Annotated in this window: 16 protein-coding genes and 1 pseudogene; 9 read left to right on the forward strand and 8 right to left on the reverse strand. The window is 68.6% G+C overall.

What is annotated here, in order from left to right; genetic code table 11:
- Positions 1–9 precede the first annotated feature (9 nt).
- A complete protein-coding gene (locus ACZZZN_RS12735) occupies positions 10–2,490 on the reverse strand; it encodes a glycoside hydrolase family 2 protein (protein WP_463505507.1) in 2,481 nt (826 codons plus the stop codon).
- A 102-nt stretch (positions 2,491–2,592) separates the two neighbouring features.
- On the opposite strand from ACZZZN_RS12735, the gene ACZZZN_RS12740 reads away from it, so the two are divergent.
- A complete protein-coding gene (locus ACZZZN_RS12740) occupies positions 2,593–3,765 on the forward strand; it encodes an ROK family protein (protein ID WP_463505508.1) in 1,173 nt (390 codons plus the stop codon).
- 20 nt (positions 3,766–3,785) lie between these two features.
- Here ACZZZN_RS12740 and ykgO read toward each other — a convergent pair whose 3' ends face one another.
- Complete coding sequence (gene ykgO / locus ACZZZN_RS12745; protein WP_301133481.1) at positions 3,786–3,908, reverse strand: type B 50S ribosomal protein L36; 123 nt, start codon at positions 3,906–3,908, stop codon at positions 3,786–3,788.
- A gap of 72 nt (positions 3,909–3,980) precedes the next feature.
- Here ykgO and ACZZZN_RS12750 point away from each other — a divergent pair, with 72 nt between their 5' ends.
- Positions 3,981–4,991 (forward strand): GTP-binding protein, encoded by a 1,011-nt coding sequence (locus tag ACZZZN_RS12750; RefSeq protein WP_463505509.1) that lies wholly within the window; start codon positions 3,981–3,983, stop codon positions 4,989–4,991.
- Between the two features lie 47 nt (positions 4,992–5,038).
- Here the strand turns inward: ACZZZN_RS12750 and ACZZZN_RS12755 are convergent, their stop codons facing one another.
- From ACZZZN_RS12755 to ACZZZN_RS12770, 4 genes and pseudogenes are all read right to left on the reverse strand, one after another.
- On the reverse strand, positions 5,039–5,662 hold the full coding sequence (locus tag ACZZZN_RS12755) for a DUF1684 domain-containing protein (RefSeq protein WP_463505510.1): 624 nt from the start codon (positions 5,660–5,662) through the stop codon (positions 5,039–5,041).
- Positions 5,663–5,703: 41 nt separating this feature from the next.
- Positions 5,704–6,795 carry a Gfo/Idh/MocA family protein gene (locus ACZZZN_RS12760; protein ID WP_463505511.1) on the reverse strand — a complete coding sequence of 364 codons (1,092 nt, stop codon included), beginning with the start codon at positions 6,793–6,795 and terminating at the stop codon, positions 5,704–5,706.
- Positions 6,780–7,473 (reverse strand): annotated as a pseudogene (locus ACZZZN_RS12765) (ThuA domain-containing protein). Before ACZZZN_RS12765 ends, ACZZZN_RS12760 begins: the two are co-directional and overlap by 16 nt.
- Complete coding sequence (locus ACZZZN_RS12770) at positions 7,470–8,702, reverse strand: Gfo/Idh/MocA family protein (RefSeq protein ID WP_463505512.1); 1,233 nt, start codon at positions 8,700–8,702, stop codon at positions 7,470–7,472. Before ACZZZN_RS12770 ends, ACZZZN_RS12765 begins: the two are co-directional and overlap by 4 nt.
- 87 nt (positions 8,703–8,789) lie before the next feature.
- On the opposite strand from ACZZZN_RS12770, the gene ACZZZN_RS12775 reads away from it, so the two are divergent.
- The 7 genes from ACZZZN_RS12775 (at position 8,790) to ACZZZN_RS12805 (ending at position 15,237) form a co-directional block, all read left to right on the forward strand.
- Positions 8,790–9,812 carry a LacI family DNA-binding transcriptional regulator gene (locus ACZZZN_RS12775; RefSeq protein WP_463505513.1) on the forward strand — a complete coding sequence of 341 codons (1,023 nt, stop codon included), beginning with the start codon at positions 8,790–8,792 and terminating at the stop codon, positions 9,810–9,812.
- Positions 9,813–9,850: 38 nt separating this feature from the next.
- On the forward strand, positions 9,851–10,156 hold the full coding sequence (locus ACZZZN_RS12780; protein WP_463505514.1) for a hypothetical protein: 306 nt from the start codon (positions 9,851–9,853) through the stop codon (positions 10,154–10,156).
- A 277-nt stretch (positions 10,157–10,433) separates the two neighbouring features.
- A complete protein-coding gene (locus tag ACZZZN_RS12785; RefSeq protein WP_463505515.1) occupies positions 10,434–11,354 on the forward strand; it encodes an AEC family transporter in 921 nt (306 codons plus the stop codon).
- A 30-nt stretch (positions 11,355–11,384) separates the two neighbouring features.
- The gene (locus ACZZZN_RS12790) at positions 11,385–11,858 is read left to right on the forward strand and encodes a hypothetical protein (protein WP_463505516.1); all 474 of its coding nucleotides are present in this window, start codon (positions 11,385–11,387) and stop codon (positions 11,856–11,858) included.
- Between the two features lie 116 nt (positions 11,859–11,974).
- Positions 11,975–13,423, forward strand: coding sequence for a cell division initiation protein (locus ACZZZN_RS12795; protein ID WP_463505517.1), 1,449 nt, complete (start codon positions 11,975–11,977; stop codon positions 13,421–13,423).
- Positions 13,424–13,528: 105 nt separating this feature from the next.
- Positions 13,529–14,407, forward strand: coding sequence for an ABC transporter ATP-binding protein (locus ACZZZN_RS12800; protein WP_463505518.1), 879 nt, complete (start codon positions 13,529–13,531; stop codon positions 14,405–14,407).
- Positions 14,404–15,237 carry an ABC transporter permease gene (locus ACZZZN_RS12805; protein ID WP_463505519.1) on the forward strand — a complete coding sequence of 278 codons (834 nt, stop codon included), beginning with the start codon at positions 14,404–14,406 and terminating at the stop codon, positions 15,235–15,237. The genes ACZZZN_RS12800 and ACZZZN_RS12805 overlap by 4 nt, the downstream gene beginning before the upstream one ends.
- Before the next feature lie 79 nt (positions 15,238–15,316).
- On the opposite strand, the gene ACZZZN_RS12810 is transcribed toward ACZZZN_RS12805, so the two are convergent.
- Together ACZZZN_RS12810 and ACZZZN_RS12815 are read right to left on the reverse strand one after the other, a co-directional pair.
- The gene (locus ACZZZN_RS12810; RefSeq protein ID WP_463506594.1) at positions 15,317–16,438 is read right to left on the reverse strand and encodes a fatty acid desaturase family protein; all 1,122 of its coding nucleotides are present in this window, start codon (positions 16,436–16,438) and stop codon (positions 15,317–15,319) included.
- Between the two features lie 142 nt (positions 16,439–16,580).
- Positions 16,581–16,865: a hypothetical protein gene (locus ACZZZN_RS12815; RefSeq protein ID WP_463505520.1), complete on the reverse strand. Its 285-nt coding sequence runs from the start codon at positions 16,863–16,865 to the stop codon at positions 16,581–16,583.
- Between the last annotated feature and the right edge of the window lie 565 nt (positions 16,866–17,430).

Below are 17,430 nucleotides of genomic sequence, written 5' to 3' on the forward strand. Positions count from 1 at the left end.
CGGGGTGGACTACAGCGCGAGCGAGCGCCCGCGCAGCAGCGCGTTGCCGTGCTGCAGCACGGCGGGATCCTGCAGCATCGCCGGATCCCCCGAGCCCGTGACGCGGAACACGGCGGTCTCGCCGGCGAGCAGGGTGACGAGTCCGCGATCGACCGTCGCGTCGGCGGCGAACCGATCGACGAGCAGCGTGATGTCCCGCACATACGCGCGGGCGGTCACGTGCACGAGCGTCACGTCAGGTGCGTCTTCGGCCGCGCGGACCTCGACCTCGAGAGCATCCGGGTCGAGCTGCTGCGCGACCAGCTCGACCGGGTTGTGCACGGCGGTGGCGAAGCCGTCGAGGCGGGCGACCACGATCTCGGCGGCCGGGTCGGCGAAATCAGTGAGCTCGGACGGGAGAACGACGGTCGCCTCGCCGCGGGCCGGGACCGACTGCGACAGCACCGACTCGGCGAGAACTCGCCCGTCGAACGTGGTGCGCTGCAGCACGACCTCGCCCCGCCAGGGCTCGGCGGTGTCGTTGAGCACGACGAGCGAGAGACCCGACTCACGCGGCTGGAACGTGGCGAGACGGGGCTCGTACACATCGCGGAGCGCGAACCAGAGCGGCTTGCGGCGTTCGGCGAAGTCGACCGCCGCCCACGACACGACGGGCCAGCTGTCGTTGAGCTGCCAGACGATCACGCCGGTGTTGCGCGGCGAGAGCGAGCGGAAGTGCTCGATGCCGAACCGCACGGAAGCCGCCTGGTTGAGCTGCGTGGCCCAGTGCCACTCCTCGATCGACCGCGGCTCGGGCAGATGACCCGTCATTCCGCGCTCGAGCTTGAGGTTGCCGTCTGCCGCCTTCTGGTGCACGAGCATCTGTCGCCCGTAGGGGTCGAGCGGGTCGTCGTGCACCGCATCGACGAGGGTCGTCCACGCGGGCGGCCCCTGGAACCCGAACTCCGACGCGAAGCGCGGGCGGTGACGCCGGTACTCGGAGTAGTCGAGGGTGTTCCACACATCCCAGATGTGCATGGTGCCGTGCGACTCGTCGTTGGGATGCAGCTCCTCGTCGAAGGAGTACGGGCTGGCCGGCGAGTAGAACCTCGTCGGGTCGAGCTCAGCGACGAGCGCGGGCAGCAGGGAGAGGTAGTACCCGAGGCCCCAGGTGCGACCGTCCAGCGGCTCCTTCCAGCCCCAGTCCTCATGCCCCCAGATGTTCTCGTTGTTGCCGTTCCAGATCACCAGCGAGGGGTGCGGGCTGAGTCTCGTGATCGCCTGCCTGGCCTCGGCTTCGACCTCGTCGGCGAGCCACTCCTCCTCTGCATACGCGGCGCAGGCGAACAGGAAGTCCTGCCACACGAGAATGCCGGCCTCGTCGCACACCGCATAGAAGTCGTCGGACTCATAGATACCACCGCCCCACACGCGTAGGAGGTTCATGTTCGCCTCGACCGCATCCCCGACCCGACGCCAATACCGATCCGCGTCGATCTCGGTGACGAAAGCATGGTCGGGGATCCAGTTCGCGCCGCGCACCTGGATGGGCTCGTCGTTCACGAACAGCCCGAAGGGCCTGCCCTCGGCATCCGGTGTCGTGTCGACCCGCACGGTGCGGAATCCGACGCGCGACGACCAGTGGTCCACGTCTGCACCGGCCCGTTCGAGGGCGATGTCGACCGGGTAGAGCGGCTGGTCGCCGCGACCGGCGGGCCACCAGACACGCACATCGGGGACCGCGACCCGCAGCACCATCCCGGCCACGCCCTGCGCGACCTGCTCGGAGACCGTCACCCCGCCGACCGTGGCCGTCACCAGCACCGGCTCTCCCGTCGAGACCTCAGACCACTCCAGGTCGATGTGCGCGTCGAGCACTCCGTCGACGCCGCCCTCGCGTCGCGCGAGGTCGACGAGTGGCCTGACGGCGGCGATGCGCACACCCGACCAGCTGTCCAGGCCGATGGGTCGCCAGATACCGCTGGTGGCCACGTCGATCCCCCAGTCCCAGCCGAAGTTGAACGCGGCCTTGCGCAGGGCGTTGTACGGGTGATGGTTCACGTGCGGGCGCGGACCGTGCTCGGCGCTGCGCGACTCGGCCTCGTCGACCGGAGCGCGGAACGTGATCGCGAGGGTGTTGGCGCCGTCGCGCAGATGCTCTCCGAGGTCGAAACGGTAGCCTCGATGCTGGTTCTGGGTCTCGGCGACCCTTCGCCCGTTCACCTCGATCGCGGCGACGGTGTCGAGGCCGTCTGCGACGAGGTCGTGGCGGTCCGATCCGTCGTCGTGCCACTCGAACTCGGTCTCGTAGCGCCAGACCGAGCTGCCGATCCACTGCTGCGCAGATTCGTTGTCGCCGTCGAACGGCGCGTCGATGAGACCGGCCCGGTGCAGATCGGTGTGCACGCAGCCGGGCACGGTCGCGGGGACCGCCGCGTGTGCGATCTCCTGCGGGATCGAGCCGGAGACGGGGGTCAGGGTCCAGTTGTCGTGGAGAAGTCGAAGTGCCATGAGCATCCTTGCGTCGAGCTACTTTATTACCTAAGTTTACAAAGTGAGGCCAGTATAGCCCGGAGGTAAGATCCGGGTGTCGATGAACCGAAAGCAGGACAGGTGACCGAGCATGACACGGGCGCGGAGCTGCGTACCTGGCCCCACCTGACTGGCGTCGAGCGCGGAGCGCTGCGCGAGCTGCTGATCCACGGCCCGCTGCCTCGGGCAGAGCTGGCGCGGCGCCTTCAGGTGTCACGGGCGAGCATGACCCGCGCCACGCGCCTCCTCGTCGAGAACTCGCTGATCGCGGAAGACGAGATCACCCTGCGCGGGGCCATGGGTCGCCCCAGCGAGATGCTCGTCGTCAGTGAGGAAGAGCACCATCTGCTCGGCGTCAAGCTCACCGGCGATGCGGTGTTCGCCGTCGTGACCACCCTCGGCGCTCGGCTCGTGGCCTCGATCGAGGAGCCTCTGGTCTCGAACTCGGTGGAGGACACGATCGACCAGATCGTCAGGATCCACGCGCGCTTCTCCGAGACGTTCACCGACATCCACGCCGCCGGCGTCTGCCTGGCCGGCGACCTCGCGACCGTCGACGGACAGCAGATCGTGGTCGCCTCGTACTTCCTGCGCTGGCACGACGTGCCCCTCGCCGCGCTGCTCAGCGAACGCCTGGGCATCCCCGTCACCGCAGACAACGACGTGCGCGCCCTGACCGCGGCCGAGCACTGGTTCGGCGCCGGGGCGGGGTGCGATTCGCTGGCACTCGTCACCGTCGGCGCGGGAATCGGCTTCGGACTCGTGGTCGACGGGCGAGTCGTGACCGGGCACAACGGTCGCGCCGGACAGCTCGACCACCTGCTGGTCGACACCACGGGGCCCGAGTGCGGGGTCGGGCATCACGGCTGCGCGAGCGCGTACCTGCCGAGTGCGTGCATCGTTCAGTCCATCCGCGACGCCGATGCCGACGCCGCCGCCGATCTCGACTACGACGGTGCCGTCGAGCGGGCGCGGGCGGGCGACCCGATCGCCCTTCGCGCCTTCGGCGATGCAGCACGCGCGCTCGGCATCATCATCGGGACGATCCTCAACGGACTCGACCCCGAGAAGATCGTGCTGACCGGCGACGGCCTCGCCGTGATGGACCTGCAGGGCGAGACCGTCATGCAGACGATCGAGACGACACGGATGCCGAGCGCGCTGCCCGTGCCGCTCGACGTGCAGCCGTTCGAATTCACCGAGTGGGCTCGCGCCGGCGCCGTTCTCGCCATTCGCAGCCTGCTGCGCTTCTGAGCACCGAGACCGGGTGCGACTCAGCCCTGTCGACCTTTGAACCTCGGGTTGAGCTTGTTGATCACGAACACCCGGCCGCGCCGTCTGACGACCTGCGCCCCGGGCTGCGCCTTGAGCGACTTGAGTGATGCTCGAACTTTCATTGCACTCTCCTTATTGAGAACCGTTATCATCTTCAAGATAGGCCCCGAAGCGCCTGAACGGAAATGAGAAACGTGAGCACCACCCAGATCACCGTCGTCGCCGGACTCCGCCCCGACTCCCGAGCGGCGATCGCGCGCCGCGTCGCGCGGCGACAGCGCTGCTCCCACGTCCCCGCCGAGATGCTCTCCGACATCCGATCGGATGACACGCTCGCGACCCTCCGCGCCACGGGCGCAGCCGCCGCACTCGACCGAATGGTGATCGAGCTGCCGGCAGAGGCGTCGGTGGAGACCACGATCGGAGTCTTCGACGACGAGGAGGACATCGCCCTCGCCGAACTGGTGTGCGTCGTCGAGGCGGCATCCTTCTTCGACGATCTCCTGGTCGACGACTACGTGTCGGTCGCGAACAGTCACCCGCCGCTGTTCGTGGCGCGCTCACTGCGCATGACTCAGCACATCGAGCACGCGAGCACGATCGTGATCACCGACTGGGACGACGTCGCGACGAGGGATCTGTCGGTGCTGCTCGCGACCCTCAGCCACCTCGCTCCGGCCGCCAGGCTGCGCCTGGATCGAACGTCGGATGCTGCCCCGCCCTCCGCATTCTCGCAGATCGACAATCAGCCCGGTTGGGTGCATCTGCTCAACGACGAACATCGACCGCACATGAGCGACATCCGGGTCAGCGCCTTCCGCTACGAGCAGTTGCGGCCCTTCCACCCCGGCCGTCTGCACCAGCTGCTGCAGGACCAGTTCCCCGGCGGTGACTTCGGAGCCATCCTGCGCTCCGCCGGTTTCTGCCGGCTCGCCACCCGCCCCGGCATCGTCGGAAGCTGGGACCACGTCGGTCAGATGATCTCGCTCGAACCTCTGGCGCGCGACGAGGGCTTCGACGGTGAGGTGCTCGCTCTCGGACAGGACATCGGATTCATCGGCGTCGATCTGGATGCCGCGGCACTCTCCGCGGCCCTCGACAGGGCCGCGGTCTCGGACTCCGAGTTCATGGCAGCGGCCGCCGGCTGGCCCGAGCTCGATGACCCCTTTCCGCGCTGGCCCTCGAGCATCCGTGCTGGAGACTGAGCACCGCACGCGGCGCCGTCAGGCGTGACGCGCGCCTGACGGCGCGATCACTTCGCGAAGAGTTCGCCGACCGGCACGGCCACGTCGAGAACGTTGCCCGGCTGCGCGAGCGGGCACGCCCACGCGGGGTCATAGGCGCACGAGGGGTTGTACGCGAAGTTGAAGTCGAGCACGATCGTTCCGCGCTCGGCATCGGATCCGAGGTCGGCGCCCTTGATCGTGTCGATCAGATAGCGCCCTCCCCCGTACGTTCCCCCCGACGCGCCGGCGAGGGCATCGCGCACCGGGATGAACAGACCGCCGCCGTAGGTCGTCAGCCGCCAGACGTCGAGCGAGCCGGTGTCCGGCACCTCGACCCGCCCGATCCGATCGAACGGCACGACACCGTCAGTGCCCGTCGCGAACTCGAACCCACCCGGTTCGGCGGGGAGGATCGGGAGTTCGAAGCGCCAGGACGGATCGTACGAGGCGATCGGCAGCCCTTCGAAGAGCAGCCGATCATCGGGCAGCAGGGGCGTCGCCGGGTGGTGCAGCATCAGCTCGTCGCGTTCGATCCGCCAGAGTTCGTGCGCCTCTTCCGGGGAGTCGCCGTGCCGCACGGCCGAGTAGAGGGCGAAGACGCGACGGCGCCAGTCGGCGACCTCGAGGGTCGTGCGGGCTGTGGAGGTCATGCGGCCAGGCTACGCCGACCGCCGCAGCCGAGCGGCGCGACTCACGCGCCGCGCCACTCGTCTGCCGGGGTCAACGGCACGAGAGCCGGCCGCTCGACCGTGGTCGACAGCCTCTCCCGCACACCCGAGTGCGCGGAGACCGAGAGAGTCGACATGATCTCGAGCACATGCAGCGCCATCGCGCCGCCTGCTCGCCCCGGGCCTCTCGCGAAGTCGATCAGGCCGACACCGCGACCGGATCCCACGAACCCCGCCGACGGCGGAAGCACCTGCCACTCTCCGCCACGTGGATGCAGCCGCACCTCGCCGGCGAAGCCGTTGGGGTCGGGCACCTGGAGCGATCCGTCCACCCCGTGCACCTCGATCGGCGAGGCCGTCGAGCGCACCCCGTCGAAGCTCATCGTGACCGTCGAGATCGCCCCCGACGCATGGTGCAGGATGCCGGTGAGGTGGGTGTCGACCTCGACGGGAATGCTCTCGCCCGCTCTCGGGCCCGAGCCGATCACGCGTTCGTCCCTCGACCGCGATGCCGCCCCCGAGACGGCGACGACCGAGCCGAGCAGCTGCACGAGTGCCGTCACGTAGTAGGGGCCCATGTCGAGCAGCGGCCCGCCGCCCTGGCGGTAGTAGAAGTCGGGATGCGGATGCCACGATTCGTGACCCGCCGAGACCCACATCGCCGACGCGGACGTCGGTCGGCCGATCAGCCCCTCATCGATCGCGGCGCGTGCGGTCTGCAGGCCGGCCCCGAGCACGGTGTCGGGTGCCGCGCCGAGTCGCACACCCGCGGCGGTCGCCGCATCCATCACCCCAGCCGCCTCCTCGAAGGTGGCGGCGAGAGGCTTCTCGCCGTAGACGGCCTTGCCGTGCGCGATCGCGGCGAGCGCGACCTCGGCGTGCGCGGCGGGCACGGTGAGGTTGAGCACGACATCCACGTCCGGCGCGGCGACGAGCTCTGCGGTGGTGAGTGCGCGGCATCCCTCGATGCGATCCGCTGCCGACCGGGCCCGATCGAGGTCGAGATCTGCGACCGCCACGATGCGCACGACCGGCGCCGAGAGCAGGGTCGCCAGGTACTGCTCCGAGATCACGCCGAGGCCGACGATGCCGACGCCGATCACCGCGCCGCCCACAGCATTCCCCGCTCGATGACGGTGCGTACGTCGCTGTGCTGCAGCACGTCGAGGCTGTGCCCTGGTGTCGAGACGAACACCCGGCCCTGCCCCCAGTCGCGGGTCCAGATCGCCGGCGACACGATCGGACGATGCCAGGGGTGGTCAGGGCTGCACGGGATGCGTGGTGGTCGCGAGCACGTCGATCAGGTCGTCGTGCAGCACCCAGTACTGCTCCGTGGTGAGCGTGAAGTCCTCGATGCCTCGCGTGATCTCGTGGGTGCGCCCGAGCTCGGTGAGCGCGACCGTGTGCTCCAGGTAGTTGTCCGTCTGATCTCCGACGACCTCGTCCGGATGCTTGGACGGGTGCGTCGCGAACTGTCCGCCCACGAGCTGCAGGTAGTCGGAACTCGCGCGGAACGAGTCGGCGATCCCGCCGTGCCACCCCGCGAGTCCCGTGCCGGCGGCGACAGCGTCGCGCAGTCCGCGCACGGCCTCGTTCGAGCACTGCGACATCGTGACGGACTGCACGACGAGGTCGACCTCCGCCATGCGCGCCGCGTCGGCGTACACCTCGGGGTCGCCCTCCACGGCGACGTCGAATCCGTTGTCGCGCAGGAAGGGCAGGAACAGTTCTGTCGCTTCGACGGGGTGATGCCCGTCCCAGCCGCCGCGGACGACGAGAGCAGTGCGTGTCATCGAAGATCTCCTTCGCCGGAATGGATTCCGGTATCGGTGCCGTCATCGGTATCGACCGGGGTGAGGATGCTGTCGTGCTCCACACTGGTCTCGACGGCAGCGAGCACCCGCTGCACCTGGGCGGCCTCGGCGAATCCCGGAGATCCCGTCGGTTCGCCCGCCACGGCCCGCACGAAGTCGACCGCCTGGTGCGTGAAGAGATGTTCGTAGCCGAGGCCATGCCCTGCGGGCCACCAGGCACCGGCGTACGGATGCTGCGCTTCGGTGACCTGCACACGCCGGAACCCCTGGGCCACGTCGGCCGCCGCGTCGTACACCTCGAGCTCGTTCATGCGCTCGAAGTCGAAGGCGATCGATCCGCGATCGCCGTTGATCTCGATGCGGTTCGCATTGCGTCGCCCCGTGGCCATGCGCGTCGCCTCGAACACTCCCAAGGCTCCACCGTCGAATCGAGCGGTGAATGCCGCAGCATCGTCGACCGTGACGGGCAGCCGGTCCGACGCATCGTCGGCACTGCCCCCGAGCCCCTCGACGCTCGAGCGCCGGGGACGCGAATCGACGAAGGTCCGCAGCGCGGCCGACACCGCCGAGATCCGCTGTCCGGCGAGCCACTGCGCGGTGTCGATGCTGTGCGCTCCGATGTCGCCCAGCGCCCCGGATCCCGCCCGGTCACGATCGAGTCGCCAGGTGTGCGGAGAATCGGGATCACTCAGCCAGTCCTGCAGGTACTGCGCACGCACGTGGCGGATCTCGCCGATGCGCCCTTCGGCGATCAGCTGCCGCGCGAGGGCGAGAGCAGGTGTGCGGCGATAGCTGAAGCCGCACATGGCCACGACGCCGTCGCGCTCGGATGCCTCGAGAGCCGCCACCGTCATGCGCTGGGCCTCGGCCACCGTGTTGGCGAGGGGCTTCTCGCACAGCACGTGCTTGCCTGCGGCGAGCGCCGCGAGCGCGATCTCCTCGTGGGTGTCTCCCGGGGTGCAGATGTCGATCACGTCGATGTCGTCGCGGTCGACGGCCTCGCGCCAGTCGAGCGAGTGATCCGACCAGCCCCACCGTGCGGCGGCGTCGGCAGTCGCGTCGGAGCGGCGCCCGACCAGCAGCGCGAGCTGCGGCGCGAGCGGCAGCTCGAAGAATCGTGGGGCGGTGTTCCAGGCCTGCGAGTGCATCCGCCCCATGAAGCCGGTGCCGATCATCGCGACCCGCAGCGGTGGTGTCGTCGTCGTCATCTCACCCTCCTGACCTCGACGATGCCATTCGACGTCGTCGACGTCGAGAAGTTTGCGCAAAACCTCGCATCGCGCAAGGGTGGGTCCATGCCCGATCACCCAGACGTCGCCAGGCCGAGACGGGCGACGCTCGCCGCCGTGGCCGACGCCGCCGGTGTGAGCGTCGCGACGGCATCACGCGCGCTGACCGGGCGCGGCGATCTCGCGGCGGCCACCCGTCGGCGAGTGCACGCCGCCGCGCAGGAGGTCGGCTATGTGCGCGAGCCGTCGGCCGGCGGCCGCCCGACTCGATCTGCGCGCCTCCTGGACCTCGTGCTCGGGGCCTACGGCGACGACTACTCAGACGAGGTGACAGCGGGCGCCCGCAGCGCCGCGGCCGACGCCGGCTACGACCTGGTTCTCACGGAGGAGCGCGACCACCCAGACGACGACTGGCCGCTGCGCATCCGCCGCCGTGGGTCGGCCGGGGTCGTGCTCGGGCTGATCTCGCCCACGGCGTCGCAGCTCGGCACCCTGGCGGATGCCTCGATCCCGGTTGTCCTGATGGATCCGCGGAGCGACGATCCGCGAGGGCTCACGAGCGTGCGAACCACCGATCACGAGGGCGGGCGCGCTGCGGCCGCCCACCTCGTCGAGCGCGGCGCGACGTCGTTCGCCGTGCTGCTCGGGCGTCCTCGCTACCGCTACGGCCGCACGAGACATGCCGGATTCCGTGAGGGGATGAGTGAGGCGGCCCCGGGCGCAGGCATCACCGTCGTCCAGTCCGCGTGGCGAACGGCTGCAGCCCGCGATGCGATGATCCCGCTGCTCCGAGCAGTCGGGCCGGGTGAACGCCTGGGCGTCTTCGCGTGCTCCGACGAGCTGGCAGCCGGCGTGTATGCGGCCGCGGCCGCGACCGGGCGAGGCATCCCCGATGACGTGCTCGTGGTGGGTTTCGACGATCTTCGCGGCGCGAGGTGGCTCAGCCCCGGTCTCACCACGGTGCGTCAGCCGATCCGAGAGATGGCTGGCGCCGCAGTCACTGCTCTCGCCGGCGCAGCCAGGGGCGACGAGCTGTCCGCGACGCCGATCGTGCTCCCCACACGTCTGATCGTGCGCGGATCGACCTGATCAGGTCGCCGCCTGCGGCGCATTGATACGGTCGAATCATGTTCGTCGTGGGAGTGATCGCCGCCGTCGCCGGAATCGTCCTGTTCCACACAGCCCTCGGCAGGACGATCTCGGCGAACCCGACGGCACATCTGCCCTTCGAGCGCAGACCGCCGATCAGTCCTCGCGGAACCGTGCCGATGAGAGCCCTCGGGGCAGGTCTGATCGTCCTCGGGGCGGTGCTGGTCGGGACCTCCGGCTGGCAGTGGATCGCCATGGTCGTGCTGGCCGGACCGGTCGCAGCTCTGGCCGTCATCGGACTGCACAACCGTCGCGTACGCCGAGACTCAGACGCAGAGGTGTGATGCGTCCGGGGCGATGACCGGAGGAGTTGGTTCCGGCCCCCCATGCCCGAACAGGGGGACCGGAGCAGTCGTATTTGAGAAGGCACGCAGGCGCGCCCACTCCCATCTTCGTGCTCGAGACCGAGAGAACCCGAGGACGACGTCTGGTTCGACCGACGGAGAGCGGCGCGTGGCGGCTCGACGTGTCTTCAGCGTACGGGGAACGATCCGCGGACGCCGATGACGCCTCGACCGTTGACTCGCCGCCCGCCGGTTGGTAAGGGGATAACCTCGAAGGGTGCTCGAGACTCTCACCGGATTCGCCGTCGTGGGTGTGGCGATCATCCTGGGATACGTCATCGGGCGCATCGATCTGCTGGGTCCGCACGCACGTCATGTGCTCGGACGCCTGATCTTCTTCGTCCTGTCGCCGTTCCTGCTGTTCACCGTGCTCGCTCACGCCGACGCCAAGATGCTGTTCTCGTCGCTGCTGCCGGTTTCCGCGATCGCCGCGATCGCCGTCATCGCGATCCATGTCCTGATCGCCCGGTTCTGGTGGAAGCGCTCGACCGGCGAGACCCTGATCGGCGCGCTGTCGGCCGGCCAGGTCAACTCGAACAACATCGGCATCCCTCTCTCCCTGTATCTGCTGGGCAGCGCGGCGTATCCGGCACCTGTGGTGCTGCTGCAGCTGCTGGTGTTCACGCCGATCTCGCTCATGATCCTCGACGCCATCACGAGTGACGGCGCCTCGCTGCGCAGGACACTCGTGCGCACAGCGACGAATCCGATCATCATCGGGTCCGTGCTCGGCACGCTCGTCTCGGTGTTCCGCATCCCGGTGCCCGAGATCGTGATGGAGCCCGCGCAGCTCATCGCCGACGCCGCCGTGCCCGTGCTGCTGATCAGCTACGGCATCTCGCTGCACGGCCAGCGGGTTCTGGGAGCTTCCGGTCGACGCCGCGACGTCCTTGTCGCGAGCGGTCTGAAACTCATCGCGATGCCGCTCATCGCCTGGGTCGTGGCCGAGTTCGTGTTCGGGCTCTCCCCCGCCGAGGTGCTGATCGTCGTGGTCCTCGCCGCGCTCCCGACGGCACAGAACGTCTTCAATTACTCACAGCGCTACGACGTCGGCGAGACGATCTCGCGCGACACCGTCTTCCTCACCACGGTCGGATGCCTGCCCGTACTCGTGCTCGTCATGGTGCTCCTTGGCTGACCGCCCGCTCTCGACGCCTAGGTTGTAACGGTGGACAACCCGCTCATCTTCGTCGTGCTGATCGCCGCGATCATCGTGCTCGCGATCTTCCTCCCTCGGTGGGTCCGGCGTTCGACCGCCTCGGCGGGAGGCCGCGCAGAGGGTCGGCTGGTCGAGTCTCGCCGCGCAGACGCCCTCCGCGACCTCGGAACGACCGTCGTCGTGCACGCACCCGAGCCCGTCGTCCGCGAGCTGGTCGACGCGATAGTCCTGCAACGTCCACGAGAATTCACTCCGCTGACCGACGGCGGCTATGGCATCCGCTTCGTCGAACCCGATGATGCGATCGTCCGGCTCGTCGCCGACGGCACGACCACGAGGATGCAGATCGAGCGCGCACGCGAGTATCTCGGTATGCCACAGGGCGGGTCGTTCTGGAACGACCTGCGTTCACTCCTCACCGCCCGCGCTGCCGCGGAGGGGATCGCCGTCACGAGCGAACTCGGCCGAGCGGAATCCGCCTGACGCAACTAGGCTGTCCAGTGCCGACGACCACTGACTCACGCCCGTAGTCGGACCACGACGGCACCACTTCTCCTCACAGTTTCCGTGTCTGTGACCTGCGCCGGAAAGGCTGACCCATGAGCGAAACCCCCTCCAACGACCGCACGCCCGACTTCTTCGACAAGCTGATCGAAGAGAGCCCTCGTGAGCAGTCCGGCTTCACGGCATCGTTCCGCGGCTACGACAAGGCCGAGGTCGACTCCGCGCTGAGCACGCTGCGCAACCAGCTGCAGCAGGCCAAGGCCGATCTCGCCGAGGCCGAGGCGCGGCATGAAGACGCCGTCGAGGCGATCCGCGATGAGGAGCGCTCGGCCCGCGACGAGCTCGAGGCCGAGATCACCACCGTCAAGGCGAAGGCCGCCGAGACCGAGCAGCAGGTGCTGACTCTCACCAACGAGCTGGTCGACACCCCGCGTGCCGACGGGCAGGATGCGCCCTCGCGCGAGCAGTTCGAGACGATCCTCCGCGTCGCCGAGGATCAGGCGAACGTGCTCATCCAGAACGCCGCGGTGCAGGCCGACCGCCTGATGGAGGCCGCCCGCGAAGAGGTGACCACACAGCGCGCCGAGGCCGACGCCGACGTGACCCGCATCATCTCGCAGGCTCAGCACGACGCCGACCAGATCCGACTGAAGATCGACACCGAGTACACCGCGCACGAGGCGACCATCGAGCGCGAGGCGGCGCACGCCGCCGAGAAGGTGCACCAGGCGACGCAGGAGGCCACCGCCATCCGCACCGAGGCCGAGAAGGGTGCCGCTGCGCTCCGCTCGCTCGTCACGCGAGAGACGACTCAGCTGCGCACGGATGCCGAGCGCGAGGTTCGCGAGATGAACGCGCGGGTGCTCGAGTTCGAAGAGACCCTCACCCGTCGGCAGGACGATGCGCAGCAGGAGTTCCTCGTGCTGCACAATCAGGCGGTCGCCCATGCCGAGCGCGTCACCGCCGACGCCAACGAGCAGGTCAGGACCTCACTCGAGCACGCCCAGCGCATCTCGGGCAAGGCCGACGACTCCGAGCGCCTCATGCGCTCGCAGGCGCAGACGATCGAGGCGGATGCTCAGGTGCGAGCCCGTGACACGCTCGACCGTGCGCGCGTGAAGTCGCAGAAGATCGTCGACTCCGTCACCTCGCACACCTCGCAGGTGCTGCGCGATGCCGAGGACCAGGCTCGCCAGCTGCGCTGGCAGCAGCAGCAGCTCGCCAGCTTCATGGCCGAGGTGCGCGAGCTCATCCGTCCCGATGGTGTCTTCAGCGACGCGGCGCCCACGTCGGCCTCCGCCGCCGGCACGTCGGTCGCGGCGTCGGACGCCAGTGTCTTCGACGAGGCCGCGGACGACGAACTCGAGACCGTGCACGCCGAGGTCGTCGACGAGTCCGACGACGATTTCGACGCCGACACGCAGGTCGAGGAGTTCCGCGGCGACGAGGCACTCGACGACGAGCTGCTCGACGACGAGGCCGCCACGATCGACGGCAAGATCACGATCGAGGTCGTCGAGGCAGACGAGAACACCTCGCGCTGAGCATCCGTCCCTGACGCGAAAGAGGTCCTCATCCGCCGGTCGGTGGATGAGGGCCTCTTCGCTCGATGGCTACCGCCCGCGCCTCACGACGGGCACGCTGGAGACATGACAGACAGCGTGATCGAGGTCCGCGACCTCCGCAAGGACTACGGCGGGTTCACCGCGGTCGACGGCATCAGCTTCGACATCCACCGGGGTGAGACGTTCGCTCTGCTCGGCCCCAACGGAGCGGGCAAGTCGACGACCATCGAGATCCTCGAGGGATACCGGCATCGCACCGCCGGCGACGTGCGCGTGCTCGGTGTCGATCCTCAGCGCGGCGGGCTGGACTGGAAGGCCCGACTCGGCATCGTGCTGCAGTCGACCGGTGAGGCGGGCACCTTCACGGTCCGCGAGCTGCTCACAGAGTTCGCCGGCTACTACCCGAATCCGAGGGACATCGACGAGGTGATCGCCGCGGTGGGGCTGGAGCAGAAGCAGCGTTCGCGAGCGGGCAGGCTGTCGGGCGGCCAGCAGCGCCGCCTCGACGTGGCTCTCGGCATCATCGGCCGGCCCGAGCTGCTGTTCCTCGACGAGCCGACGACGGGCTTCGACCCCGAGGCTCGGCGTCAGTTCTGGGAACTGATCCGCTCACTCAAAGCCGAGGGCACCAGCATCCTGCTCACCACCCACTACCTCGACGAGGCCGCACAACTCGGCGACCGCGCGGCGGTGATCGTGGGCGGACGCATCGCCGCCATCGGCGAGATCGGAGAGATCGGCGGCCCCGAGGCGCGAACCCCCGTGGTGCGCTGGATCGATGCCGCCGGCGTGCTGCACGAGCAGCGCACCACCACCCCCGCTGCCGTGGTCGCCGACCTCCATCGCGACGCGGGCGAACCGCTGGGGCTGGAGATCGTGCGACCCACCCTCGAGGACATCTACCTCGGGCTGATCCGGGCGCATGACGCCGCCGCACTCACCGACGTCACGGAGCCCGCATGAGCACCACGACCGCACCCACCCGATTCGGGCTGTCCCGCACGATCCGCCTCGGCGTGCGCCGCATCGGCTTCGAGCTGCGGCAGTACTTCCGTGCCGGCGATCAGGTCTTCTTCACGTTCCTGTTCCCCACCGTCATGTACCTGATCTTCGCGACCATCTTCACCGGCGACATCGGCGGCGGACCCGACACGATCAGCATGGCCACCTATTACCTGCCGGGGCTCATCGCCGGAGGCATCCTCCTGTCGGGTGTCCAGGGGCTCTCCATCGAGATCGCCGTCGAGAAGAGCGACGGCACGCTGAAACGGCTCGGCAGCACGCCGATCTCGCCCGTGACCTACTTCATCGGCAAGATCGGCGAGGTGTTCGTCACGGCCGTCCTGCAGATCGCACTGCTCCTCATCGTCGCGGTGGTCCTGTACCGCGTCGAGTTGCCCACCGATGCCGAGGCGTGGATCCGCTTCGCCTGGGTGTTCGTGCTCGGCCTTCTCACCTGCGCCCTGCTCGGCGTCGCGCTCTCGGCTGTACCGCGCTCGGGCAAGACGGCCTCTGCGGTCGTCATCCCGGTGGTCCTGCTGCTGCAGTTCATCTCGGGCGTCTACATCGCCTTCACGTCGCTGCCCGAGTGGCTGCAGAACGTGGCCTCGATCTTCCCCCTCAAGTGGATCGCCCAGGGCATGCGCGCAGCCATCCTCCCCGACTCCTTCAAGGCGGTCGAGCCGGGCGAAGAGTGGGCGCTCGGCATGGTGGCGATCATGCTGGGCGTCTGGCTCGTCGCCGGTGTGATCCTCAGCCGCGCGACCTTCCGCTGGATCCGCCGCGACGGATGACCGCGAGGGCGGGTCGCGGATCAGCCCCGGGCACGCAGAAGGCCCCATCCCGAGGGATGGGGCCTTCGTCACGTCGTGCTCAGGCGCGGCCGAACTGCGACACTGCCGGGCAGTCGAACGGATCAGCACCGGCGGCGAGGCCGACACGGTTCAGGTACTCGATGACGATCGCGTACGAGCGGCCGAGGCTGGTCTCGGTGTACGGCACATCGTTCGCCAGGCAGTAGTCGCGCACGATCCCACGAGCCTTCGACAGGTGCGGGCGGGGCATGTTCGGGAACAGGTGGTGCTCGACCTGGTAGTTGAGACCGCCCATGAGCCACGTCGCCCACCATCCGCCACGGATGTTGCGCGAGGTGCGTACCTGCTTCGAGAAGAAGTCGAGGCGGGCATTCGGGTCGATGATCGGCATGCCCTTGTGGTTCGGGGCGAATGACGCGCCCATGTAGACGCCGAAGACCGCGAGCTGCACGCCCATGAAGGCGAATGCCATGCCGAGAGGCAGCATCAGGAACACGGGGATCAGGACGATCGCGAATCGAAGAGCGATGAGCCCCAGTTCGATCCAGCGGCCCTTGGCCTTCTTGCTGGTCACGAGGTGCTTGACGCCGAGGTAGTGGAGGTTGAGGCCCTCGAGCGTCAGCAGCGGGAAGAAGAACCATCCCTGCTTGCGCGTGATGAGGCGCACGAGGCCGCGCGACTGCGCAGCATCCGTCTCGAGGAACGAGATCGTGTCGACCTCGATGTCGGGGTCTTTGCCCACCTGGTTCGGGTTGCCGTGGTGCTTGGTGTGCTTCGAATCCCACCAGGAATAGCTGATGCCGACGACTCCGGCCGCGAGGATGCGCGCGAGGCGGAAGTTGGCGGGGCCCGACGAGAGGATCTGTCGGTGCGCTGCCTCATGGGCCAGGAAGGCCACCTGCGTGAGGATGATGCCGAGCGCTGCGGCCATGAGCAGCTGGAACCAGCTGTCGCCGAGCAGGATGAACCCGGTGATGACGCCACCGAGAGCGACCGCGAGGGCGGCTCCCACCATGACGTAGAACCATCCGGCACGCTGAAGCAGGCCGGTCTCCTTCACAACTTGCGAGACCTGCTTGTAGGCCTTCGCCATGGGAGGGAACTCGGCGTTGCCGGAATACGTCTGGCGAATCGGTCCGAGTGTGGCTGCGGTCTTTTCGACCTGTGCAATGGAGATGATGCTCTCCTGTCGATTGGAGCCCGTGAGCTGTCGAAAGCCCAAGGCAGATCGCCCAACGCTTAACTCAGGCTAGCCCGCACCGCATGCACCGCGCGGAATACTTCGGGATGCCCTGACAACTCACAGGTCTCGGCCCTCGAACTCAGGCGCGAGCTCTGCGAGGACGCCTGCGCAGCAAGCGCGGCAGAGCGAAGGGAAGGCTCCGCGAAGACTTCTTCGAGGCCTGTGCGCCCTCGAGCGCCTCCTGCGCCTCGTCGAGCGAGACGAAGGCGCCGAGTTCGGTGCCTCGCTGGTCACGGACGAGGTGGGTGGTGCCGTCGAACTCGACGAAGCCGGCGAACTCGCCGGCACGGGTCGCGACGTGCACATCGGTGTCTGCCTGTTTCCAGGTCAGCGGATCGGAAGTGGGAAAGGTGGTCGTGCTCATGGTGATACTCATTGCTGTGCGGCGGGCACGCGCTGTCGCGACCCGCAAGATGATGAGATCGAGGGCGGATGCCGCGCGCATCGATGCGCTTGGTCCGTGATGGCCCTGATCAGTGGCTTCGTGGTGGCCTAGAGGGGGGCCAGAACACACGCTGCACCGTCAGCTTAGCAGATCGGCATCCACAGCACGAGGAGCAGTTTCTGCGGGCACCCAGACACGACGGGGATGACCTGACGACCCGGCAACCGCCCAGGTGCCGACGGGAGGAGTGCCGACCGCGTCGGGCCGCCCGCCGGCGGGAGCATCGGCGGCGGGAGCATCGGCGGCGGGAGCATCGGCGGCGGATGCCTCCACGGGGAACCGCGACTTCCGCGGTCTCGGAGGCAGCCCATGCCTCGCGGATGATGCGCCGGGGGTCGTACTGCCGAGGGTCCAGGGCCGTCCAGTCCTGCCGGATCGTCGCGACACCGGTCTCCTGCTCGGCGCGACGGGCGGCATCGCCTGCGAGCACGGTGAGCCGCCGGATCAGCCCGCCGAGCCTCCCCGCGTACTCCGGAAGGCGACG

The sequence above is a fragment of the Microbacterium sp. AC145 genome (assembly GCF_979258505.1).

What these genes read in the sequence shown, in the direction of transcription:
- ACZZZN_RS12735 (WP_463505507.1), bottom strand. Translation starts at nt 2,490, where the DNA reads ATGGCACTTCGACTTCTCCACGACAACTGGACCCTGACCCCCGTCTCC.
- ACZZZN_RS12770 (WP_463505512.1), bottom strand. Translation starts at nt 8,702, where the DNA reads ATGACGACGACGACACCACCGCTGCGGGTCGCGATGATCGGCACCGGC.
- ACZZZN_RS12755 (WP_463505510.1), bottom strand. Translation starts at nt 5,662, where the DNA reads ATGACCTCCACAGCCCGCACGACCCTCGAGGTCGCCGACTGGCGCCGT.
- ACZZZN_RS12805 (WP_463505519.1), top strand. Translation starts at nt 14,404, where the DNA reads ATGAGCACCACGACCGCACCCACCCGATTCGGGCTGTCCCGCACGATC.
- ACZZZN_RS12775 (WP_463505513.1), top strand. Translation starts at nt 8,790, where the DNA reads ATGCCCGATCACCCAGACGTCGCCAGGCCGAGACGGGCGACGCTCGCC.
- ykgO (WP_301133481.1), bottom strand. Translation starts at nt 3,908, where the DNA reads ATGAAAGTTCGAGCATCACTCAAGTCGCTCAAGGCGCAGCCCGGGGCG.
- ACZZZN_RS12795 (WP_463505517.1), top strand. Translation starts at nt 11,975, where the DNA reads ATGAGCGAAACCCCCTCCAACGACCGCACGCCCGACTTCTTCGACAAG.
- ACZZZN_RS12800 (WP_463505518.1), top strand. Translation starts at nt 13,529, where the DNA reads ATGACAGACAGCGTGATCGAGGTCCGCGACCTCCGCAAGGACTACGGC.
- ACZZZN_RS12780 (WP_463505514.1), top strand. Translation starts at nt 9,851, where the DNA reads ATGTTCGTCGTGGGAGTGATCGCCGCCGTCGCCGGAATCGTCCTGTTC.
- ACZZZN_RS12815 (WP_463505520.1), bottom strand. Translation starts at nt 16,865, where the DNA reads ATGAGCACGACCACCTTTCCCACTTCCGATCCGCTGACCTGGAAACAG.